Source organism: Pseudalkalibacillus sp. A8 (assembly GCF_045920555.1).
Classification (GTDB): domain Bacteria; phylum Bacillota; class Bacilli; order Bacillales; family Fictibacillaceae; genus Pseudalkalibacillus.
The window spans coordinates 1,933,924-1,958,033 of sequence record NZ_CP174509.1 but is presented as its reverse complement, the minus strand read 5'-3'; the positions used below and the strand labels follow the sequence as shown (position 1 = coordinate 1,958,033).

The following is a 24,110-nucleotide window of genomic DNA, read 5'->3' as shown; positions in this document are numbered from 1 at the left end:
CCACTTTTACACATGACAACTAGGTCTTTTGTTCTGGTCATCTTCACTTTCTATCAAAACACCTTTTTAATTGATAAAATTCCCCTATTTGTAAAAATGAGCATTAACCACTCTGTCCTAAAGTGTTATACTGATAAATACATTCAAAAAGATAAAGGCTTGATACATATGAAAAATTTTTTATTCGCTATACTTACGATCGCAGTTTTGTTTGGAGTGTCTTCTATAGCCGTAAGTCCTGAGTTGACGAATATTTTTATAGATGATGAACGCATGGACCAAATGAAGGAACAGAGACAAGAAGACCGAAAGCAAGCCGATTATCCTTCAAATTCACCTGAAAAAATATTGAAACAGACCGGCCAGGAATGGCAGTCATTCACAGACCGCGACCGCCTAACATTTGCAATCCATCTAGCAAAAGGACTGAAGGAAAGGGACATCAATATCGAAACTCCAAAGCAAATCATTGAAAAAATCGATCATTATTATGAAGCGAATCCAACAGATGAAACAATCGAAAGAGCGATTATGGCCATCATTGCTGAGGATGGTTTTACTGAATGAATGAAAAAAGAGCTTGTCCGTCCGGCTTAGACATGTGTGCCACACTTGTTGGTTCTCATGCTGCCGCTCTGGATAAAGCTCTTTCTTAATTGATTTAAGTTTTACAATACACTATAGCCTAAATATAAAACAAGGATAAGGGAAATGAAGAACATGATCCACATTCCGGTGACAGAAGCACCTTTTTTCGCTTTCGCAAGTACCATTTCCATGCTCCCGATCACCCAAATACCAGCCAACGCTTTGACAAATAGACTGATTGCATAATAACCACCTGATAAATATTGGATGAACTTCATTCCGCCGGTGACAATAATGAATACATAAAATAATCTCAATATCATGCTTGTGATCTTATGGCCTTTTGCTTTACCTGCTTTCATTAAGAAATACGCTACAAAAAACAGGATGATCGCAATCGCCCATGACGTGACATGTGCATGAAGCATCCAGCATTCCTCCTCTAGAACTCATCGATTTCATCATATCAGAACCCCTTCTAAAATGGAAATCTGATGCTGAGGGTGTATTGCAATAGCGTTTTCATTTATAATGGAAAAAGAGCCAAAAACAAATGAAAAGAATGGAGTGAGCCACATGAGTAAAGTAAGAAACCAACATGGAACAGAAGAAATCATTTCGAAGACAGAACAATATGGAGCAAAGAACTATCTCCCACTCCCTATCGTAATTTCAGAAGCTGAAGGTGTATGGGTTAAGGACCCTGAGGGTAATGAATATATGGATATGCTGAGTGCCTATTCTGCAGTCAACCAAGGTCACCGTCACCCGAAGATCATCAAAGCTCTTAAACAACAGGCTGATCGTGTAACACTCACATCACGTGCATTCCACAATGATCAGTTAGCTCCATTTTATGAAAAAGTATCAAAACTGACGAATAAAGACATGATCCTTCCAATGAACACGGGCGCTGAAGCTGTTGAAACAGCGATCAAAACAGCCCGCCGCTGGGCTTATGATGTAAAAGGGGTTGCTGATAACCAGGCTGAAATCATTGCATGCGAAGGCAACTTCCACGGTCGGACGATGACAGCAGTTTCCCTCTCTTCAGAGGAAGAATATAAACGTGGCTTCGGCCCGATGCTTCCTGGCATCAAGGTCATCCCATACGGTGACATTGAAGCTTTACGTAATGCCATCACGGAAAATACGGCAGCATTCTTGTTCGAACCGATCCAGGGTGAAGCCGGGATCAACATCCCTGCTGATGGGTACTTGAAAGAAGCACGTAAATTATGTACATCAGAAAATGTATTGATGGTTGCCGATGAAATCCAATCCGGCTTAGGACGCTCAGGCAAAACGTTCGCATGTGATTGGGAAAACGTTGAGCCAGACGTGTATATTCTTGGTAAAGCACTTGGAGGTGGAGTATTCCCTATTTCCTGCGTTGCTGCCAACAAAGATATCTTAGGTGTTTTCAACCCAGGCTCCCACGGTTCCACATTTGGAGGAAACCCATTAGGATGTGCGGTATCCATAGCTTCTCTCGAGGTTTTAGAAGAGGAAAAATTGGTAGAACGTTCCTTAGAATTAGGGAACTACTTCCAAGAAGAATTGAAGAAAATCAACAATCCGAAGATCAAAGAGGTTCGCGGACGAGGATTATTCATCGGTGTTGAACTGACTGAAGCTGCACGCCCTTATTGTGAACAGTTGAAAGAAAAAGGATTGCTTTGTAAGGAAACGCATGACACTGTGATCCGTTTCGCACCACCGCTTGTCATTGAAAAGAAAGATCTCGAGTGGGCAATCGGAAAAATCAAAGAAGTGCTTGAAGCATAAAAGAAGCATTAATGAAGAACAGGCCAATTTTTGGGTCTGTTCTTTTAAGTTTTAGGACTATCTTCAGTTCTTATTGCGGAAAAAGGTGAATATGTCTATGATAGCTTATCTTATTTTCATCTTTTGGAGGGTCCGCATATGATAAACGTACGAATCTGGTTACATATCGCTCTGCTCGGAAGTTTTGCACTCCCCTGGCTGAAGATCCCTATCATTGTCACTGTCGTACCAGTCGCGGGTTACTCTATCCCTTATAAAACGAATGCGCTCGCAAATCAATTGAGCAGCCTGGGTGTGATCACTATCAACAATGAACAAATGTATTCGTTATATTTGATGCTCCTGGCACCTGTCATTTCCGTATTTGTTTTGGTCCGCTTGTTATCGAAGTACAATGCAAACATCTACCTGGATTGTACGGCAGGTGTGATCGCCGTGTTGAGCTGTCTGTACATCCTCTCCAATTCGGGAACCATCGTCACATTCGGATTCTATATGACCTTGATTGTTTCCCTGCTGCTTGTGGCATCGCCATTGTTTCACAGGAAAAAAGAAAATACCATCCGTGTCCATAACCGGGCAGTGTTGAAGTGAACTTATAATCCGATAAGTACCTTGCACCCGTTTTTCTGCTCTCTAAGGTACTTAGGGAAAAACAAAAATCTACCGCAAGCAAGTAGAAAAAGGGTTGACCCCGGGCGTTGTTCACCCATTAGCCAACCCTTTTTCCTTCTTCATACCTATTCTTTCAACCCGATCGAGATATATTTCGTTTCGAGGTATTCCTCAATACCTTCAATTCCGCCTTCTCGTCCTAGTCCACTCTGTTTCATGCCTCCGAATGGTGCTTGTGCAGCTGATGGGACGCCATCATTCCATCCGACAATACCATAATCAAGGGCCTCGACGACTTTCAACCCACGGCTGTAATGCTCACTGAACACATAAGCGGCTAATCCATACGGTGTCATGTTCGCATACTTCACAGCTTCTTCATCGGTTTTCACCTTCTGGATCGGTGCTACAGGGCCGAAGGTCTCTTCGTTCATGATCAACATGCTTGGCTCTACATCAATGAGTACAGTCGGTTCATAGAAGTATGTTCCGTTTTCGGCTTCTTGGCCTTTTCCGCCGACGACACACTTCGCCCCCTGTTTAATTGCATTCTGCACATGCTTTTCAACCTTTTCATATGCGTCCTTATTGATCATTGGTCCGATATCAGTATCATCCTCAAAGCCATTGCCGACCTTCAGTTTTTCCGTTACAGCAACGACTTCCTCGATGAATTCATCATAAATCTTTTCCTGGACATAAATCCGGTTACCGCATATACACGTCTGTCCACCATTACGGAACTTAGAGGCAACCGTCTGTTGGGCTGCGTACTTGATATCCGCATCATCCAGAACGACGATCGGTGCATGTCCACCAAGTTCTAAGGACATATTTTTAACCTGCTCTGCACCTTGTTTCATCAATAGCTTTCCGACTTCTGTCGAGCCAGTGAATGTTACTTTTCTGACTTTCGGGTTCGATAGAAGCTCTTCCCCGATTTCAGAGGATTTACCGGATACCAGGTTGACGACACCCTTCGGAATACCCGCTTCTTGACAAAGCTCTACTAGACGGACAGCAGTCAACGGTGTTTCATTCGGTGGTTTGACGACAAACGTACATCCTGCAGCTAACGCAGGACCTAGCTTCCGGGTAATCATGGCTGCCGGGAAGTTCCATGGTGTAATCGCACCGACAACACCGACTGGTTGCTTGATGACTTGCATTCTTTTATTCTCTTTTGATGAAGGGATCGTCCGGCCGTAAATACGTTTTCCTTCTTCAGCAAACCATTTAAGGAAGGATGCGGCATACTGGACTTCACCTTTGGATTCTTTCAATGGCTTACCCATTTCTTCAGTCATGAGCTTGGCCAGCTCATCTTCATGTTCATGCATCAAATCATGCAATTTTTCTAGATAGGCTGCGCGATCATAAGCTGTCAAATTCGACCACGATGGAAACGCGTCATGTGCTGCATCGATTGCCATTTTCGCTTCTTTTTTCCCGCCCTTTGGAACTGTACCAACGAGATCACCTGTTGCAGGATTCACTACTTTGACTTTTTCCAGATCATAATCAGACCATTCATTATTGATAAAAATGCCTTTATCCATCGTAACGCCTCCATATTTAATATGATCGTATCTACTTTACAATTCCATTTGGTGCGGACGATTAAACATCAGTACATACTGGATTTGAAAGAACACCGATGTTTTCCACTTCAACTTCGACGATGTCATCTGCTTTAAGATATTTAGGCGGTTTGAATCCCTTCCCTACTCCAGCAGGCGTCCCAGTCGCAATGATGTCACCAGGCTCAAGGGTCATCGCTTTCGACAGGACTTCAATCAATTCCGGTATTGAAAAAATCATTTTGGCTGTAGAAGAACTTTGGCGTGTCTCACCATTAACGTAAGTAGTGATATGTAAATCATGAGGATCAGGGACTGCAGATTTATGAACCAGAACTGGTCCCATCGGGCAGCTAGTGTCCAAGCTTTTTCCGATTAAAAATTGTTTATGCTTGCTCTGAAGGTCTCTTGCGGTTACATCATTGATGAGGGTGTAGCCAAACACATAATCATACGCTTCTTCCCTGGAGATGGCTTTCCCTTTCTTGCCGATGACGACAGCAAGTTCTCCCTCATAATCGATATCGGTCGACACCTCTGTCGGGATGATGATTGGCTGATTAGGACCGGTCACCGTTGTCGGGGCTTTAGAAAAAATCATCGGCACTTCCGGGACGTCCGCTTCTGTGCCAAGTTCCAGGGCATGATCGAGGTAATTTTTCCCTACACAAAAAATGTTTTTCGTCGGACGCGGAATCGGAGCAAGCAGTTCGAAAGATTCGACATCAACAGTGTAGTTGCCTGTTTGGCCCTGTTCCCGTAATTGCTCTTGTACATCCGCTACAAGCTGCAAGAATTGATCACCAAGCTCGATTGCTTCAAGCAGAGTGCTCGGAAAATCCACGTTTAACACAGAGGCCGCACTTGTTAGATCAAGTGCTTTCTCAGGTTCATTTTCTAAAATAACAGCAACGATCGGTACATTTTGATGATTTCCATAGATGAATTTCATATCTTCCTCCTATTGATTATGGATACGGTCATAGTCAGCAGCAAGCTTAAAATCCACATCAGTCAAGCCATTTGCCTGCCAAGAGCATAGTTTGACCGTTACGAGTTTATAGTCGATCGAAATGAGCGGATGATGCTGGACCTCTTCAGAAAGATTGGCGATTTGTGTGACAAAATCGATCCCATCCAAATAGTCACTGAATCGATATTTCTTCGTAATCCATTTTTCATCGGTCAGTTTCCAGCCATCAAGCTCTTGAAGTCTCACATTTATTTGATCTTCCGTAAATCGTTCCAATTAAAAGGCCTCCTTTTTACTGAATATTTACCTGATCTTGTGCAAACCGATTGCTTATGTAAAACCATTCGCTTGGGCTCACGTATATACTTCCATTCTCCCTTTAAAAATCCTCTTTTCGCAATAATAGTGAAGTTACCTGGCAAAATGTGATAAAATGAGTTGTTATATAGTACAATTTATTTTTTCGGTTAATTAGAAGCAAGCACCGGTTAAAAACGTCACGTCCAATGTTCACACCGGTACTAGTACGTCCTGTACGTCGAAAATTCGCAATTTATTATTAACCGAAGTGGAGTGAAAAAAATGAACATAGTTGTAAGCACCTTGAATGCTAAATACATCCATACATGCCTCGCCTTAAGGTATTTGAAAACTTATTGCGAGCCTGACTTCGATATCGATATGGCTGAATACACGATCAAAGATCCGGTCATGAACATCGTCAGTGATTTGTATTCACGAAACCCTGATGTGATCGGTTTCAGTTGTTATATTTGGAACATTGAAGAAACGATTCCGATCATCGAAATGTTGAAAAAGATCAAACCTGACATCAAAATCGTCCTTGGCGGGCCGGAAGTTTCTTATGATGTCCCTCATTGGCTCGAACGCCTCGATCATGTCGATTACATCGTCATCGGGGAAGGGGAAGAAACCTTCAAGGACCTATTATACGCGATAGAAGAAAACGAAGACATCGAATCTGTTGCCGGACTCGCCTACATGAAAGGCGGGAAACCATTCCGGACTGCTCCCAGGCCGAAGCTCGATCTGAAAAGAGTCCCTTCCCCTTTTCGTGTTGAAGAAGATCTTCCTCAGCTATCGAAACGGGTGACATACATCGAGACAAGCAGGGGCTGCCCGTATTCCTGTGCGTTTTGCTTGTCTTCAATTGAGGTAGGTGTCCGATACTTCGACATCGAAATGATGAAGGAAGAGATCCGTTTCTTGATGAAAAATGGAGCCCGAACGATCAAGTTTGTCGATCGGACGTTCAACATCCGAAGGGATTACGCGTTGGAAATGTTTGATTTCTTGATAAAAGAGCACCTTCCTAGCACCATTTTCCAGTTTGAAATCACAGCGGATATCATGCGCCCGGAAGTCATCGAATTCTTGAATGAGCATGCACCTGTTGGATTGTTCCGTTTCGAAATCGGTGTCCAATCGACGAATGACAATACAAATGAACTTGTTGAACGTCGCCAGAATTTCGAAAAACTAACAAGGACTGTGACCACGGTGCGTGACGGCGGTAAGATCGTCCAGCACCTGGATTTGATTGCCGGTTTGCCAGAGGAAAACTACGACTCTTTCCGTAAAACGTTCAACGATGTGTTTGCTTTCCGAATTGAGGAAGTCCAGCTTGGATTTTTGAAAATGCTGAGAGGAACAGGTATGCGGATACGTGCGGAAAACCATGATTACATCTATATGGAAAAAGCGCCATATGAGATTCTCGGTAACAATGTATTGAGCTTTGATGAAATCATCAAGATCAAACGGGTTGAAGATGTGTTGGAGAAATTCTGGAATGACCACCGTATGGACACGACTGTCAGTTATTTGATCGATCACGTCTTTCCTTCGGCTTTCGATTTCTTCCAGCAGTTCGGAGACTATTGGGAGACACGTGGATGGTCACGGATCGGACATCAGCTTGAAGACTTGTTCAAACGTCTCTATTCTTTCTTAAGTGATCGGAGCATCCCGCAGCTTGAAATCGTAGAAGGCTTGATGAAGTATGATTATTTCATCCGCCAAAAGCACAAACCTCGCAAGCCATGGTGGGATTTTTCGATGGATAAGGCGACACAAACTGCATACCTGCGTTTAATGGCTGAACATCCTGAAAAAGTTTCAGAGGATTTTAATAAACTCAACTTGAGTGAAAAGGAATTGCACAAGCATGTCATGATCGAACGCTTGTCCTTTGATCTAGATACATTTTTGAAAGAAGGCAATCTTGTTAGAAAAGAGACACTGCTGATCGTCTATTTCGATCCTAAAACAAAAACCGCCACTTCTTTCACTCTTGGCGATGAACGAACGAAAACAACTGAAATCGTATAAACCTTAGGAGGTCTATAATGGCGAATACTCATACGTATACCCGGAAAGAAGAAATAGCCAATGCGATCACACATGGGATAGGGGCACTGTTCAGCATTGTTGGACTTGTATTCCTCGTGGTCATGTCAGCATTGGATGGATCGGTCTGGCATGTGGTCAGCTTCTCGATTTACGGTGCATCCATGCTTTTGCTATACACCGCTTCAACATTGGTGCATAGCTTTCCAGAAGGAAAAACGAAAGATCTTTTTGAGATTTTCGATCATGCGGCCATCTATATCTTCATTGCCGGCACGTATACACCTTTTTTATTCATCGTCGTCAAAGGCGCACTGGGATGGACATTGTTCGGAGTCGTCTGGGGGATTGCGATCGTTGGGGTCTTCTTCAAAGCATTTTTCGTTAAAAAGTTCCTGTTCATTTCAACCATCATATACATCGTGATGGGATGGTTGGCTTTAATTGCTTGGAAACCGTTGATGACGACGATGCCAAGTACTGGCATGCAGCTTTTCATCATCGGCGGAGTATTATACACAGTCGGGACCGTGTTTTATGTATGGCGCGGCTTCCCTTATCACCATGCAGTCTGGCACCTTTTCGTCTTGGCAGGTTCTGCGGCACACTTTTTTGCCATACTCCTATACATCCTTCCGATTCAAATGGCCTGAACCATTTATCGGTGCAATCCAGAAAAATATCGGTGGAACCCAATAACGAAAGAAAGAGGATGGTTGTCTTTACGAACCTTCCTCTTTCTGATTTTTCTATTCTGTTCCTTCATCTTCCGGGTCAGTATCCAAAGTATCTTTCCTATCTGTAATGTCTATTGTTGGTTCCTCTTCTGAAGGATCGACACCTTCTTGTTCTCCACCTTCAGGATTCTGTTGTCCATCTGACTCGCTCTTCTTTTTACCTGTACTCTTCGTTTTAATCTCCATGTCTTCTACAAGGAGAATATTCGGCTCAGTCATGATCGTTTCCTCTGCCTTCAATCCTTTGGTCACTTCTTTATAGGTTTCATTTTCAAAACCGAAGCTGACCTTCCGTTTGTCGATATAATCATTCTTCACAACCAAGACATACTCTTCACCATCATCTTGGAGAACCCATTCGTGCTTCACAGCTACTGCATCTTCAACAGCGACCGGATTTACGGAAACCTCAACCGTGGTGCCGACGGGCAATTGGTTTTCCCCTTCAGAATCAAGCTCTATTTCCACCGGAAACCTTAAATCTTCCTTTTTCTGATCTGGAAGACCTATTTCCGTTATGAGCCCTTTCCTACCTTCTCCCCGAGAGGAGCTTACTGCTACCTCATCTCCCTCTCTTAAAAGCAATACATCTTCTTCAGAAAGATAAGCTCTAACCATAACCTGATTCTCACTCAAAATGACGACGACCGGTTCTTCATCTGATCCTGCATTCACATTCACCTTTTGGACAGTTCCTGCAACCTTGTTTTTAACCACTTTCTCGTCCAGCTTGGATTCCAATTGTGTAACTTCACTTTCTTTGCTTGAGATTAACCGATCAATACGCTTTGCTTGATAGGAAGCATCCGCTTTCTGCTGCTCAAGTAAAAAGATGTTGGGCTCGTTCTTCTCTTCTTCATCCTTATTAGATTCTGTACGGATTTGCCCAGCTAGGACTGTTTCACGATCTTCATAATATTCCTGTTCTGTCTCAAGCTCATCGATTTCATTTTCCAATGCCGTAATCTGGTTTTCAATATCCGTTGATTGATACTTTAATATTTCTGACCCTGCAGAAACCTCATCCCCTTCTTGGACAAGGACTTCTTCTAATGTGCCCCGATGAGCTTCATTATAAAATTCCTGGGTTTCTATTGGAATGATCGTTCCTGTAGACTTAATCGTTTCCCGGAGGTCCCGTTTTTCTATTTTCGCTATTTCATAAGGCTTTTCACTGGCAAACAATGATTCATTCAAAAGGAACAAGTACGTATTCAAAATGATAAATAATAGGATCGGTAGCCCTATCAATGCTCTTTTTATATGCCGGTTCAACCTGAGCCCTCCAATTCTATCCGTTCAATGGCAAATGGTACATAGTATTGATAACAGCGACGATAATGATGAACAGTAGATGTAATCCGATAGATACTGTGCACACATATCGTTTCGACTTCAACGAAGCTTCCATCAATAGTTTGATTGATGCATAGATATGCCAGATGAAAAAGATTGTAATCCATCCGAAAAAGCTAGTCAGAAATACATCATCGGTAATCGCATTCACCCATGGTCCAACACCAAATGGTGACAGCATTTCAGTGGAACCGAAAGCAAGCATGTATGGAATGTTCACCGCTAAACCAATTAAAATGATGACGTACAAATACGTATGTAAAACGAATAACTTTCTGAAACCGATATCTCGGAAAAAGCCCCAGAACGATAAAGCTGATGCTCCTATAAGGATGAATGGCAATGCGAATCCGCTGATTGCTCCACCGATTCCGATATAAATCGAAGCTGCTTGCTTTTGATCTGTAGTCAATTCCATCGACATAGCTTCTGGCAGTTTCAACCATTCTGCAGCGCTTATATATAAAAGAAAACCAAATACAAGCGAGCTACAAAGCAACAAAATCAAAACTTTGAACCTATACCCATGGATCGATGAGGATTCTCTTAACGTATGCAATGTTTCCTCAGGCCTGAACAGCCCTTTCCAAACCTGTACCTGGTGTTCCAACCGGTATCCCCCTCTTCTATGTCGAACATGATGACATAATCTATCGTACCAGATTTCTATGAATATATCATATTTTTCCAATATATTTTCAATTTATTTTCTCGCAAATAACGCCCAATGATAGGGTCCCGTCTGTTTCCATTGGACATCCTGGAAACCTGAGTTTCTCATCCTCTCATCCATTTCCTGTATCAATGGATAATCTTCCGAATCGTCCCAATATTTCCCTATCATTTTTCTCGCATGGTTCCTAGCGGTTTCCGAAGCGAACATGATATCTACTAATAGGAAAAGTCCTCCTTCTTTTAGGACACGATAAGTTTCTTTACAAGCAACGTCTCGTTCTTCCGGTATAACTTCATGGAAAGTAAAACTGGAAACGACTACCTCAAAGGCAGCCGATGCTTGATGATTTTTTGTAAAAGTACCGTTTGAAAGGATATAATCAGGATGCAACTTTTTGCATTCCTCTAGCATTTTACCGGACAAATCAATTCCATGTACGGTTTCAGCATTAAATCTTTTGGCAAATCCTCCTGTTCCGATCCCTATATCTAAAAGGGTGGAAAATTTTAACCCCTGTAACTCGCTTGCCGCCTCACTTAAACTTGAGTCATAACCAAGTAACGGCCCCTTTGGGTTTTGAACAAATTCTTCATAGGATTTTGCCCATTCATTAAACAGACGTACAGTTTCCTCTTGTTTTCGCAACTGATATCCTCCACTTACAATATTGTTCTGCTACACTTCGATATTTTTTAGCAATATCCTTGTTTTTCTACCATAAAATTCATAAAATCAACTGAAAACTAGTGTTCAATAGGAGGCACGTCTTTGGTTGTGGCATCCTTCATGGACAAAAATAATTCACCATTTCGATTATAGGAGCCATAAAATACCGAACTTACATCTGTTATATTTTGTTCTGCCAGTTTATCATCCAGCCAAACCTCATTTTTTTTCAGCCATCTCAATAAGTCGAGCTGGACTTCGCCATCCAAAATGATTGGAATTTCATAATTTACCGGTTCTCCTGTGAGCTTCAAATCCTCTCTTGTTACAACTTCTTTCGAAGGAATCATTTTCACCGATAAATTACCATTCGCTTCAATAATGGCTATCTCGACATCTCCTACGTTATACACCTCCTTTTCCCGAAGCATCTGCAGGACATTATCAATCGAGTATTTTTCCTTTTTCATCTTTTCATAGAGAAATTGTCCTTTATAGATAACAACAGCTGGTTCGAAGGTCATCAGTTTTCCAAGACTGCGATTTTTCATTTTAATATAAATAATCGACTTTTGAAGCAGGGCTATTGCAGTCATCGCGACAATTGTGTGAATATGATTGATCTTCGGGTCGGCAATATCGGCACCCACCACGGCACCTAAAACTAAAATGACGAGAAAATCGAACACCGGAAGTTCACCAATCGACCGTTTTCCCATATAAAGTGTGACGAACAACATGAATGGCAAGATTGTAATGATACGTCCGATCACTTTGACCGAATCATAGAATATCTCCATCATAAAATGCACCTCGTTTGTCTGTATAAAACCATCCTCTCCAAAAATAGTTTGATTTATAAAATTTAAATAATGAAAAAGGATTGACCAGAATGGCCAATCCTAATCGCTCACAATGTCTCGATGGCGACACTGCTTCCTTTTCCTGAGGGTGTTGCTGGGGTTACGATCAATTTCCTTGGTAAACGAGCACGCAGGTCAGGCACGTGAGAAATCACACCGACTGAAACTCTCTGCATTTGCAATCGTTCCAGGGCTGAGATCACTGCATCCAGCAATGACTGATCAAGAGTGCCAAACCCTTCATCCAAGAAGAAGAACTCTAATGGATATTCCCCTTGTAACTGGATTTGTGCCGATAAAGATAAAGCCAGTGCTAGAGACGTCAAGAATGTTTCCCCGCCGGATAATGAGGTGACTGGCCTCCGTACCCCGCCATTCGCATCATCCCGGATGACAAAACCACCTGATGAATCTACTTCTAGGGCATAGCGTTGTCTCGTCAGTTCACCTAATCTTTGCGAGGCATCCCTTGCCACTTGATTCAGCTGTTCTTCTGCAATGAACTCGACAAAGCTGTTCCCCCGGAAAACAGCCTGTAATTTTCCGAGCCTTTCTGATAGCTCCTCATTTTTCAGTCGCTTTTCCTCTAATAAAGCAAATTTCTCAGCTCTGTTTTGCATATCCGATAAAGCTGTCTCGATTTTCGCTTTGTAAGATAGCGCATTCTCTTTTTCATGTTTAGCTTGTTTCAATTCTTCCTGAACCCGTTCCCATTCATCCATACTGACCTCTTGGTTGTTCAAATGAGCAAGTAACCGTTCCTGGTCATGCTGATGATTCTGTTTCCATTTATGGTATCGCTCTATTTCCTCTTCCCAGGCTTTTTGCTTCTGGTTGGGGATGAGAGCCTTTTTTACTTGTTCCTTCGAGTCGAAAGAAGTTTCCTCAGCTTTTTGCTTCCACTTTTCTTTTGCCTTTGATAAACGGGCTTCGATATTTTGCAGTGTAGATTTTGCTACTTCAAGCTCCTGCTCGATCTTCTGCAACTTTTTACTTTCCATTTCTGCCTGCTGCAGAGCAGTTTGTTCTTTTTGTTTCAACTCGTCTAATTGTAGTTGGACGTACTTATAAAGCTTCTCCGCTTTATCATTCCCGCAGATCTCTTCAATCTTTTCAAGCAGCTGGCTACATCGTTTTTCCATATTCGTTACTTTAGAGGAGAGCTCTGCTACATTTAGCTTAAGTGTCTGGTAATCTTCTGAAGCACTTGTGATTGTACCGTCTACCTCTACCAAATAGTTTACGCTTCTATCATAACGTTGATTCAAGTCTATGACCTCTTCTTCGGTCTCATCCATCTCTTTTTGCAATTGTTCGAGATTATCAAATTCATAGGACTTGAATGATTCGCTCCAAAGTTTTTCCAGTTCAGTTGCTTTATGATTGATTTCGTTCAGCTTTTCTTCCACTTTAATCGAATCGCTCTTGCACGTGTTCAATGTAGTGGTTTTCTCCAATAGCTTTTTGTCATACTCAGCGAATAATGAGGTGAATTTGCTGCGTTTTTCTTTCAGTTCAATTACATCTTGCTTGAAGCCTTTCGTTTCCGTTTTCAGTAATTGCAAGTAATTATTCAGGTCTTTTACCGATTGGAGCGAGTTCTCGATTGGCTCGAAAGTGGCGGCGGCAATTTCATCTTCATTGAACTCCCCTTTTTGCACATAATCCTGCATCGCTTCAAAAAGGTGTTCTAAATCTTTTTTACTATAATGGACAGCCATCTCCTCTTCTTTCAACGATTTGAAAATCGCTTCCAAATCTGCAACGACTTCTTGATAATCTTCATCATCCACGGCTTCATTTACGGGAGCTGGATGTTCCTTCGAACCGCAAACAGGACAGGCTTCTCCATCTCTCAATTCCTTAGCGATTTGTGCTGAAAGTGCATGTAGCTCAATATTTTTCTGCTTTTGGGCCGTTTCTTTCAAGTATTGATCGATCGAGTATTCGGCACGTTCAATCACACGTTCATGTTCACAAACACGGTTATACAATGTTTCTGTATGCTGCAGAAGATAGCCGATATTCTGTTTCACATTTTTCTTCTGTTTTTTAAGCTTAGAGATTCCATCATTCAATTTCTTTTCCGTCGAAGTGATTTTTGTTTGCTCCTCGATCAATTCTGTTTTTGTTCCGTTGATCCGGCTGATTTCTTGTTTGAGACTAAGTGCATCTCTCAATCGATTCCGGTGTTCAATCGGTATCGACTTCTTTTTAATGGCAGCTTTGATTTCCGCTTGCCGCTCGATTGCTTGCTGTTTTTTCCTTTTAAGTTTGATGAGTTTCGTTTCTACAGCTTCCAGTTCTTCTTTTGCTTTCGTCAATTTCACTGTCTCATCAGAAAGTGATCGTTTTTCTTTTTCAAACTCAACTTCCATCTCTTTTGCCTGTTTCAATTGTTGAAGACGTTCATACAAAACTGGCTCTTTTTCAGATCGTTCACTTTTGATAGCATTAACGAGATTTTGCGTTTCTTCAACCAGATGTTTCGATTGTTCACTGGCACGATCCAGTTTTTCATTATTCCCCTTCCATGTCTGCTGCTCAGTATGGATCGATTCAAGCTCTTGGATAAAAGGGAACAATGAATCAGCTTCTTCCGCAAGTTTCAATTTCTCCTCAAGTTCTTTGATTACAGGGGCTTTTTCCTCCAGCTGGGCCAGCTTCCGTTTCACTTCATTCAATTCTTCCTGCCAACTCCAGATTTGCCTGTAATGCTCAAACTGGACTTCCTTCTTGTCCAGATTAAGATTTTTCCGTTTTACAGTTTGGATCGCTTCTTCCAGCTGATTTTGAAGTTCATCGATCGCTTCCTTCGAGGCATTGCCTAAGCCTTGCTGCTCAGCTACAATCTCTTTTAAATGCATGTTGGTTTCTTCAACCCTTAACTTCAAGCGATGATTAAGGTGATCCCCATACTTCTCTAAATGAAAAAGGCGTTGCAGCATCTGCCTTCTTTCAGCGCCTTTCAATGAAAGGAATTCGGCAAACTTTCCTTGGGGTAAAACGACTGCCCTTGTGAAGTCAGTGACCGTCAACCCTAAAATGCTTTCAACCTGCGAAGTTACATCTCGCTCTTTATCAGCAAGGACATTTGTTTCATCCAGTATGATTTCGATAAGACGGCAAGTACTTGTCCGGATTGATTCATTCTTCCCTTTTTTATAGGTCCGCTCAACCTTATATCTTTTCCTTGTCTGTTCTCTCCCCAATTCAAATGTGAAGCTTACATGCAACTGATCTTCCGCATGGTTCATGATCCCCTGGATCGTATTCGCTGCACGTTCAATCTTTCCATAAAGGGCTAATGTGACCGCATCCAATAGGGATGACTTTCCACTTCCAGTAGGACCGAAGATTCCGAATACGCCGCCTTCACAAAGTGATTCGAAATCGACATCTTGCCTTTCCCTAAAGCTATGTAAACCTGTTACAGAGAGGTGTATAGGTCTCAATGTTATACGCCCCCTTCATTTTCGTGGAGGAGCTCCATGAAAAGCTTCACTGTTGCTTCATCAGGAGTTCCACCATTCGTCTGTCGTTCATAAAACCGCTTGAACAGCTCATCAATCGGAAGATCGGAGGATCGTTTCTCGATATTCATCTCATTCATCTCCTCAAACACCGGCCTGATATGGATGAAGCCATCATGAGCGTTCCGGAGACGGTGGATCTGTTCCATACTCAATGTATCTTTCAAATGTATTTCTAAATCAATCCAAGCATTTGGGTCCTTTTTTTCATCCAACCAGCGATGGACCTGTGCAAGGCCCTCTTCTGCTTTCCACTGTACCAGGGGCTTACCGCATGATAAATAGATTTCCTCCATGCTTGGTTCTGAACCTGGTTCGACATCAAGGATAGTGACCGATTTCGATTGGCCAGCTTCTGAAAAGCTGTAACACAGTGGAGAACCAGAATACCTGGCTAGGCTGCTTGCCTGATGGATCGATTGTGGACGATGTAAATGCCCTAAGGCGATATACTGGGCTTTGGATGGTAAAGCGTTCGCCGATACCGTGAATGCACCACCGACCTGGATCGGCCTTTCCGATTCGCTCTCACGACCACCAGCGACATAAATATGGCTCATCGCAATGTTTACGCTGGATGCATCGAAATCACAGCAAAGTTCTTCAAACAATTTCTCAATCCGGACATCATAGGCATTCCGTAATGCTTCTTCATCAAAGGCTTCCGTCAATATTTCTTTCAATCGGGATTCGGATGGATAAGGGAGACATCCGAGCTTCAACCGTTCACCAGTCGATTCTATCCCTAGACTGATCGGTTGAATGGTCGGGTATCCAAAAATACTGATCCCGTGAAGGGCTGCAAGTGGTCCAGAGGCACTCAACCGATCCGGATTATCATGGTTCCCTGCAATGATGATGACTTTACACTTTTGTGTTTTCGTCAATTTTGCCATTGATTCATAAAATAATTGTTCTGCCGCCGCTGGGGGATTGACTGTGTCAAACACATCACCTGCCATCAAGACGACATCCACTTTCTGGTCTTCGACAATATCACATAATTCCTCTAGAAATTGTTCCTGCTCGGAAAGGCGGTTCCTACCCTCAAGCGTCCTTCCAAGATGCCAATCAGCAGTATGAAGTAATCTCATAGGCTCCCCCTAACATGGTAGGCTTAATAGATGCCCACCATCAAAAAAGTATAAATATTTCTCTTTGCACGATTTTTTCCAAATCTGTTCTAATGCTTTGGAATACAGATCAAGCTGTACAGTGTAACGACTTTCGAGGACTGGACGAGCGCGTTCAAAATTCTCGAAACGGTTTTTGATGGCATCTGTTTTATAATCCAACAATACGAATCCATCCTCTTCTTCGATTACACAGTCGATCACACCCTGGACGAGAACATGTTCATCAACTGATCTGTCCCAATCAGAATAGGCATCCCGTGCTGGTAATGCAAGACTGAAAGGTACCTCGCGATGGACCGTTGAACAGTGTTGGATCCGTGTTCCCAATTCTGTTTTAAAAAACTGCTCGATCGAATGGATATCGATTACCTCCGCTTGTTCTTCTGTCATCAGTTCATTGTTGACGAGCTTCGCCACTGTCTCTACAATGGTTTCCTTCGAAATGGTCTCTGAAGGTTTCGTCAGATGCTGCATGACAAGGTGCATCGCTGTTCCGCGTTCAGCTGCATTCAATGATTTTTCCTGCATAAAGTTCGGTCGTTCACCGATCAGACTCCGGTATTGTCTGATATAAGACGTGTCGCCATACTCATCCCTTGTTTCCATGCCCCTTTTCAACTCTGTTACGGATTGTTTGGACATGTGTCGCTCAGATAACCGATATGGATAACGCCAGGAGAGAGATCCCGTCACTTCACTTTCTCCATCAGTGCTTACCGGCTCCCACGACTTGATCTGTTCCAGCCGTTCACTCTTATCAGCCTTTTTCTCGTCATCAATTACGGCAATATCACGCGATTGTATAATTGCCAGCTCCCATTTGTGTTGGGTCTGGGTAACATCCTCATCAATTACATTTCCGCTTCCCAACCGGTTTCGTAACAATTCCATACTCGGGTGACGGATGACGGCTGGACCAATCCACTCCAAATAGGATTTCGCTGATGCCCTTTCGAAGTCAGGCAATAACCAGCCTTTCCGAGACACGAGGTGCTCCCATTGCTTCACTTGTTTGTCGAGATCCCGGACTGCTCCGACAAGGATCAACTTCTCCTGGGCACGTGTAAGGGCCACATAGAGGATCCGCATCTCTTCAGCCACCATCTCCATCCGGAGGCGCTTCTGGATAGCAAGCTGGGGCAGTGTCGGATAACTGATCCGATGCTTCGGATTCATGAACTTCGCACCAAACCCGATCTCCTTATGAAGAAGGAAACCGCCTCTCAAATCCATTTCATTAAAGCGCTTGTTCAGATTCGAAAGGAATACGACAGGAAATTCCAAACCTTTACTCTTGTGTATGGTCATGATCCGGACGACATCTTCCTGCTCTCCGAGTGCTCTAGCTGTACCTAGATCCTTCCCTTGATCCCGCATTCGTTCTATGAACCTGAGAAAACGGAATAAACCACGGAAGGACGTATTTTCATATTGTCGTGCCCGATCATATAAAGCTCTCAAGTTCGCCTGACGCTGCTGCCCGCCCGGCATTCCACCAACGTAATCGTAATACCCCGTTTCCCGGTAGATCTGCCAGATCAGATCTGACAAATCACCTTGACGAGCTTTTGTACGCCAATGCTGTAGTTTTTTATAGAAGAGATTGACCTTCTCATAAGTCTCAGAGGACTCTGCTTGTTTTAAGAAGGCCAGGACCGCTTCATAATAGGACCCTTTTTTGTCGGCGATACGTACTTCTGCCAGTTCCTCTCCACTCAAAGCTATGATCGGAGAACGGAGTACTGACGCTAAAGGGATATCCTGGTATGGATTGTCGATGACTTGAAGCAGCGAAAGCATGACGGATACTTCAACAGCTTCAAAATATCCTGTTGACAGATCAGCATATGCCGGGATTCCTTGCTTTTTAAATTCCTCTTGAAGGATAGGAGCATTCGTCGAAGTCGAACGCAACAGAATGACGATGTCCCTGTATTCAATCGGCCGATATTGCTTCAGTTTCCCATCATAGACCTGGTAAGGCTGCTGGTATTCATTATGACCGATCAACTCTTTGATCCGGCTGGCCATCCACCGTGCTTCCAGCTGGATCGATTCCAGGCCCTCGATATCTTCGTCCTCGCCATCCTCTTCACTCCGATCGATCAGCACAAGTTCTGTCGTCGCCTGCTCATTTTCCGGATAATCAGCGCCAAGTCGTAATTTCGCCGCCTCATCGTACTCGATTTCCCCGACTGTTTCATTCATGATCTGTTTGAACAGGAAGTTGGTGCTGTCGATGACATCTCTACGGCTTCGGAAGTTACGGGACAAGTCGATCCGTACACCCTCTCCCGGGTCTGAATCATAGAAACGCTTATACTTATTTAAAAATAAAGTCGGTTCAGCTAGACGGAAACGATAAATGCTTTGTTTGACATCCCCGACCATAAAGAGATTCGATCCTTCTTCTTGTTCCTTCGTGACGAGTTGGACGATCGATTCCTGCACAAGGTTCGTATCCTGATATTCATCTACGAGAACCTCAATGAACTTATTGCGGTATTCCCGTGCTGCCTGGGAAGGAGCCAATCGTTCTTCTGATGATCCTTCACCCGTGAGAACTTCAAGGCAAAAATGCTCCAGATCAGAAAAATCTACAAGGTCTTTTTCTTTCTTTGCAGATTGAAAACGTGCTGAGAAGCTTTTTACAAGCCTGATCAGGGTATGCATCACAGGGGAAAGTTCACGTATATGATTGATGAACGATTCCGGAGGCCGGCTGAACAGTTCCTCCTGAAGGCTTTCCACTTGCTTTTTTACACGGTCACGGATTGATTTGACCCGTTCTTTCAAGGCTTCATCATACTCATCACCTTTACAAGGCTTTAAACGGGAGAAAAACGACTCCTGGAACGTTTCATACACTTTTTCCCATGATTCCGCACCTGCCTCGATAAGGTTCCTGATCATTTGCTCATCATTGACCAATGTATCGTAATAAGGCGCAGGACCGGCCGGCAAGAAGGCCCATTGTTTTGCCTGATCTATTAATTCAATCATGCCTCGGAGCTGCAATTGGACGTCCTGGACTAATTCATTTGTCCAGGAAAGTTCCTCGATTGTCTCAATACTTTCACTCGTCGCATACTTTCCAACCATTTGATCAAGCCATTGATCTGGCCATGGATAACTACGGGAAAAGTCATAGAGACGGATGATCATGTTCTGTATTTCATCATCGGCACGGTCGTTACTGAAACGGTCGACCAAATCGAAAAATGGTTCGTTATCTTCCAAGCTATACTCCTCTTCCAAAAGTTCTTCTAGAACTTCCTGACGGATCAATTCCGCTTCTGTTTCATCTGCAATCCTGAAATTCGGATCCAGGTCCAACTGATAATAATACTTGCGTAAAACTTCGATACAAAATGAATGGAGTGTAGAAATCGATGCTCTGTTCAACAGGGTCAACTGCCGCCGCAAGTGGAGGGAACCAGGTCTTTCTTGTAACGCTTTCTCAAGCGCGATCCCGATCCGTTTCCTCATTTCAGCGGCGGCTGCATTCGTGAATGTCACGATCAACAATCTGTCGACGTCAACACCATCCTGATCTGTCAACCTGCGGATGATCCGTTCCACGAGAACTGCTGTTTTACCAGAACCTGCTGCTGCTGCAACGAGGATGTCCTCTCCCCTTGCAGTGATCGCCTGCCACTGTTCGTCTGTCCACTGTGCCCCCTCAGGCTTTGGAATGACTTCACGCATCCTGGCTTCCTCCTTTCTTACGTATTTGTTCAAATAATTCATCGTCTTTTATATTTTTCAATAATCGATAGTTGTTCTCTTCCAAGGAGTGATCGAACTGACAAACTGAACGGAACGAGCAAAATGTACATGGCGTACGTTTTTGCATTTCATAAGGTGCTATATCAATATTACCATTCGTGATATCTGTCCCGATCGAACCGATCATCGAACGGACGTAAGAACGGACTTCATTGAACTGTTCTTTATTCATGATTGAGGAGCCTTTTCGGAAACTGCCATCTTTTTTCGTAGCGACAGGTATGATTTCCGAATGTCCATCAATGCCTTCATCCATTAACTGGACGACGTCTTCATCTTCAAGCACATACCCTTTCATCTTGAACTTCTTGAATAGTTCTTTTTCAATCTCATCAAGAGTCAATAGCTTTTTCGATGAATGGACAGGATCATGCACATGGAAATAGAGTACACCCGCAGGATCTGCACTTTTTCCAAGCCACCGATCAGAATGGGTGATCACGACATCAAGGTAGGTGAGCATTTGTAAAGCGATGCCGTAATAAACCTCCGATAGATTCAAGACTCTTTGGCTTGACTTGTAATCGATGACACGAAGGAACAAACCGTCCTTATTGGTGGCAGCGTCTACCCTGTCGATTCGACCGATGACTTCCATCGTCGTTCCGTTAGGCAAAATATATTTTAGCGGTGGAATTTTATCTGAATTACCGAATCCAAGTTCAAGTCCGACAGGTGAAAATCCACTCGCCTTTGCTTGTTGGCTGAGTACATAGGATGCTCGTCCGACGACATTTTTCAGTTTCCGTTTGATATATTGATAGCGGTTCGAACTTAGCAGGATCTGGCTCTGCAAACGTGGGGCAAGTTTTTCGACCATTTCCCCTGCGATACGATAACAGTCACCGGCTGAGAGTTCTCGCCAATCAATCCCCCGCTGCTGAAGGAAGTCAGCAACTTCTTTCAGAGCAGCATGAAACAGCTGGCCGATATCCGGGGCTTCTAGTCTGAACATCTGTCTTTCTTCAAGTTTCAACCCATAACTGGCAAAATGGGAGAACGGACAGGACTGATGCTTCTCCATTCTGGAAACACTTGTTTTCAAATGATCCCCGTATAATTCTTTGCTTGTTTCCCCTGTAAGTTTATCCGTTTTATTTTGGTAAAAGAGACTGTGAATCGTCCGTTTCGCCTTGCTCCTCCACTCGTCACTCTCGACAAACCAGTTGTAAACGTGCCACCAATCCTCCGCAATCGGATACCCCTTCTGCCACTGCCGCAATTGTACCGTCAGAAACGACAGGGTACGGCCAGGACGAACGATGAATCGAGCATTTGACTCCTCGCTCTCGCTCGGCTCTTGCATCAATAGACGCTCAGACTGCTTTGGCAGCAATTCCTTCAGTTGATTGATCAGAATCGACGGTACAAGTGATTTCCCTTCTTCATCCGCTAACGGGTAGGATACATATAAACGATCGGATGCACTGGATAAAGCCATGTAAATGAGAAAGTTTTCATCGAGCAAATTTTCGCGTGCCGTCGGAGCCATTTCTGCTCCAATAGAAGCCAGAGTCTCACGATCATCCTCTGATAGGATACCGTCCTCAGCAGGCTTAGCTGGTAAAACACCATCGTTCACCCCAATGATGAAAGTGCATTTCACCTGGTAAAACCTCGACCTGTCGAGGCTCCCGATTAATACTTGGTCAATAGCCGGAGGAACGAGGGAAAATCTCATCGACTCAATACCTGCATCAAGCATCTTGCTGAACAGATCGAGACTCAATTTTTCATTTCCGACGATTTCAACCATTTGTTCTAATAAATCGATGACCGCATTCCAAACCTGATCATGCTCTCTCGCAAGGGCCAGATCACCTGCTTCTTCAGCCTGATAACGCCATTCCTCCAGCTTAGCCGGCACCTGCAGATACTCGAGATAAAGGAACAATGCTTCACATAACCCTTTTCCATCCTTCGCCGCTTTCAGATCACGCTCTAAGCGAGATAACGGATCGGCCACCTTCTGTCTAGCGTCATTGATCAGACGCTGTTTTGTCAGTTCTTCATCTGTTTGACTTCCGAAGCTGAAATCGAGTGAACGGAATTTGCGGTAGATCCAATCCTCACTGCCCGTCCATTTCTTTTTTCCATGGATCCCGTGAGCCAGAACATAGTTTTCCAACAGGTCGACCTGTTCACGGAATTGCTGGGTCGAGCTATCCTGATCCATCAACAAATCCGTTTTCACACAACGGAAAACAGCTTCATACCGCCAGTTTTGGAGGATGATATCGAGACTTGAACGGATACATTCGATTAGTGGATGATGAAGCATTGAACGCTTTTGGTCTAGGAAATACGGAATCTCGTAATCTTCAAATAATGTATTCAATAAATCGGAATAGGAGGATATATCACGGACCAAGACTGCAATATCCCGGTATCGATATCCCTTTTTCTGAATAATCTCTTGAATGTCCCTTGCAATCCCTTCGATTTCTGCCCGTCTGTTCACTGCACCACTGATCTGGACATTGCATTTTTCACCGTTTAAAGGGACGACCGGACGCTCGTGGAAGTAATTTTCCAGGTGTCTGATGGACGGTGATTCCTCAAAGCGCGGTTTTTGGCCAAGTTTCTGGACCTTTTCGATCTCCACTCCCTCTTCCTCAGCTATTCTCTTCAGCTTTTGGTAGGTTAACGTCGTCATACGGAACAGGTCCAAGTCTGACGGTGGATGGTCTCTTGCTTCATCCAATGTCATCGTGATCGTCATACGGTCCGCTTTTTTCATCAATGCACGGAGCGCTCCTAGTTCTTGTGGTGTATAGCTATGGAATCCATCAACCCAAACATCGCAGCCATCGAAGAACGATGACTCCGGTATCCGTTCTTCCAATAAACGTAGATAGTCCTCTGAATCTACATATTTATCAGCCAGCAACTCTTCCAACTGATTGTAAATGATATGTAAGTCATGGAGTTTATCCTTCAATAAAGTACGATCCTCATTCTCACCCAAAAGGTTTCTTTCCAGTTCTTCAAGGTCACTTGCCCCAAAACAATAGCGTTTGAACTCTGTTATCATTTCTTCTAATAGCTCGTAGAAACCGCTTTGTTCAGACGATTTATGGAAAAGTATCAATTGATCTTTCTGCTTTTCGACGACTTTCCGCAATAGCATGTTCATCCCCGTCGAATTCAGGTGATATCGGGTCAGACCTCCCACTTCTTGGAGGACTTTCAATGCTATACGGGAAAAACTAAACACCTGTGCACGAATCATTCCGCCTAGTCCAGGTGTTTTAACCAGTTCATATTCCATTTGGAAAGTCATTTGATCAGGCACAAGCATGACGAGTGGTTTCCCTCTCGGGTTGTTATGTAAATGTTTTCTGATTTCGTCTAAACAGACCGTCGTCTTACCGCTACCGGATCTTCCGACCAAAAATCGGACCGACATGTATATTTCTCCTTTCCGAATCCTCAAATCG

The 24,110-nt window shown here is 43.4% G+C and carries 17 protein-coding genes; 5 read left to right on the top strand and 12 right to left on the bottom strand.

Annotated elements, in window-relative coordinates; genetic code table 11:
* Positions 1-168: 168 nt before the first annotated feature.
* Positions 169-567, top strand: a complete 399-nt coding sequence (locus tag ACJROX_RS10170) for a hypothetical protein (RefSeq protein ID WP_408010644.1) — start codon at positions 169-171, stop codon at positions 565-567.
* A gap of 101 nt (positions 568-668) precedes the next feature.
* On the opposite strand, the gene ACJROX_RS10165 is transcribed toward ACJROX_RS10170, so the two are convergent.
* On the bottom strand, positions 669-1,016 hold the full coding sequence (locus ACJROX_RS10165) for a YisL family protein (protein ID WP_408010643.1): 348 nt from the start codon (positions 1,014-1,016) through the stop codon (positions 669-671).
* Positions 1,017-1,164: 148 nt separating this feature from the next.
* Between ACJROX_RS10165 and ACJROX_RS10160 the strand changes: the two genes are divergently transcribed.
* Both ACJROX_RS10160 and ACJROX_RS10155 read left to right on the top strand, forming a co-directional pair.
* Complete coding sequence (locus ACJROX_RS10160) at positions 1,165-2,376, top strand: ornithine--oxo-acid transaminase (RefSeq protein WP_408010642.1); 1,212 nt, start codon at positions 1,165-1,167, stop codon at positions 2,374-2,376.
* A gap of 138 nt (positions 2,377-2,514) precedes the next feature.
* Complete coding sequence (locus ACJROX_RS10155; RefSeq protein ID WP_408010641.1) at positions 2,515-2,970, top strand: hypothetical protein; 456 nt, start codon at positions 2,515-2,517, stop codon at positions 2,968-2,970.
* A gap of 146 nt (positions 2,971-3,116) precedes the next feature.
* Here ACJROX_RS10155 and ACJROX_RS10150 read toward each other — a convergent pair whose 3' ends face one another.
* The 3 genes from ACJROX_RS10150 to ACJROX_RS10140 all read right to left on the bottom strand — a co-directional run bounded on the left by ACJROX_RS10150 (position 3,117) and on the right by ACJROX_RS10140 (position 5,820).
* The gene (locus ACJROX_RS10150; RefSeq protein ID WP_408010640.1) at positions 3,117-4,550 is read right to left on the bottom strand and encodes an NAD-dependent succinate-semialdehyde dehydrogenase; all 1,434 of its coding nucleotides are present in this window, start codon (positions 4,548-4,550) and stop codon (positions 3,117-3,119) included.
* A 61-nt stretch (positions 4,551-4,611) separates the two neighbouring features.
* Positions 4,612-5,523 carry a fumarylacetoacetate hydrolase family protein gene (locus tag ACJROX_RS10145; RefSeq protein WP_408010638.1) on the bottom strand — a complete coding sequence of 304 codons (912 nt, stop codon included), beginning with the start codon at positions 5,521-5,523 and terminating at the stop codon, positions 4,612-4,614.
* 9 nt (positions 5,524-5,532) lie between these two features.
* Positions 5,533-5,820 (bottom strand): 4a-hydroxytetrahydrobiopterin dehydratase, encoded by a 288-nt coding sequence (locus ACJROX_RS10140; protein WP_408010637.1) that lies wholly within the window; start codon positions 5,818-5,820, stop codon positions 5,533-5,535.
* Between the two features lie 306 nt (positions 5,821-6,126).
* Here ACJROX_RS10140 and ACJROX_RS10135 point away from each other — a divergent pair, with 306 nt between their 5' ends.
* Together ACJROX_RS10135 and ACJROX_RS10130 are read left to right on the top strand one after the other, a co-directional pair.
* Entirely contained in the window at positions 6,127-7,896 is a 1,770-nt protein-coding gene (locus tag ACJROX_RS10135) for a B12-binding domain-containing radical SAM protein (RefSeq protein ID WP_408010636.1), read from the top strand.
* A gap of 17 nt (positions 7,897-7,913) precedes the next feature.
* A complete protein-coding gene (locus ACJROX_RS10130) occupies positions 7,914-8,567 on the top strand; it encodes a hemolysin III family protein (protein ID WP_408010635.1) in 654 nt (217 codons plus the stop codon).
* Positions 8,568-8,663: 96 nt separating this feature from the next.
* On the opposite strand, the gene ACJROX_RS10125 is transcribed toward ACJROX_RS10130, so the two are convergent.
* The 8 genes from ACJROX_RS10125 to addB form a co-directional block, all read right to left on the bottom strand.
* Positions 8,664-9,926 (bottom strand): efflux RND transporter periplasmic adaptor subunit, encoded by a 1,263-nt coding sequence (locus ACJROX_RS10125; protein WP_408010634.1) that lies wholly within the window; start codon positions 9,924-9,926, stop codon positions 8,664-8,666.
* A 16-nt stretch (positions 9,927-9,942) separates the two neighbouring features.
* A complete protein-coding gene (locus tag ACJROX_RS10120) occupies positions 9,943-10,617 on the bottom strand; it encodes a hypothetical protein (RefSeq protein WP_408010633.1) in 675 nt (224 codons plus the stop codon).
* Between the two features lie 93 nt (positions 10,618-10,710).
* On the bottom strand, positions 10,711-11,328 hold the full coding sequence (locus ACJROX_RS10115; RefSeq protein WP_408010632.1) for a class I SAM-dependent DNA methyltransferase: 618 nt from the start codon (positions 11,326-11,328) through the stop codon (positions 10,711-10,713).
* 98 nt (positions 11,329-11,426) lie between these two features.
* Positions 11,427-12,152 carry a DUF421 domain-containing protein gene (locus ACJROX_RS10110; RefSeq protein WP_408010631.1) on the bottom strand — a complete coding sequence of 242 codons (726 nt, stop codon included), beginning with the start codon at positions 12,150-12,152 and terminating at the stop codon, positions 11,427-11,429.
* Between the two features lie 107 nt (positions 12,153-12,259).
* Positions 12,260-15,667: an AAA family ATPase gene (locus ACJROX_RS10105; protein WP_408010630.1), complete on the bottom strand. Its 3,408-nt coding sequence runs from the start codon at positions 15,665-15,667 to the stop codon at positions 12,260-12,262.
* 2 nt (positions 15,668-15,669) lie between these two features.
* Entirely contained in the window at positions 15,670-16,839 is a 1,170-nt protein-coding gene (locus ACJROX_RS10100; protein ID WP_408010629.1) for an exonuclease SbcCD subunit D, read from the bottom strand.
* A 9-nt stretch (positions 16,840-16,848) separates the two neighbouring features.
* Entirely contained in the window at positions 16,849-20,589 is a 3,741-nt protein-coding gene (addA, locus tag ACJROX_RS10095; RefSeq protein ID WP_408010628.1) for a helicase-exonuclease AddAB subunit AddA, read from the bottom strand.
* Positions 20,582-24,079, bottom strand: a complete 3,498-nt coding sequence (gene addB, locus ACJROX_RS10090) for a helicase-exonuclease AddAB subunit AddB (RefSeq protein ID WP_408010627.1) — start codon at positions 24,077-24,079, stop codon at positions 20,582-20,584. Before addB ends, addA begins: the two co-directional genes overlap by 8 nt.
* Positions 24,080-24,110 lie beyond the last annotated feature (31 nt).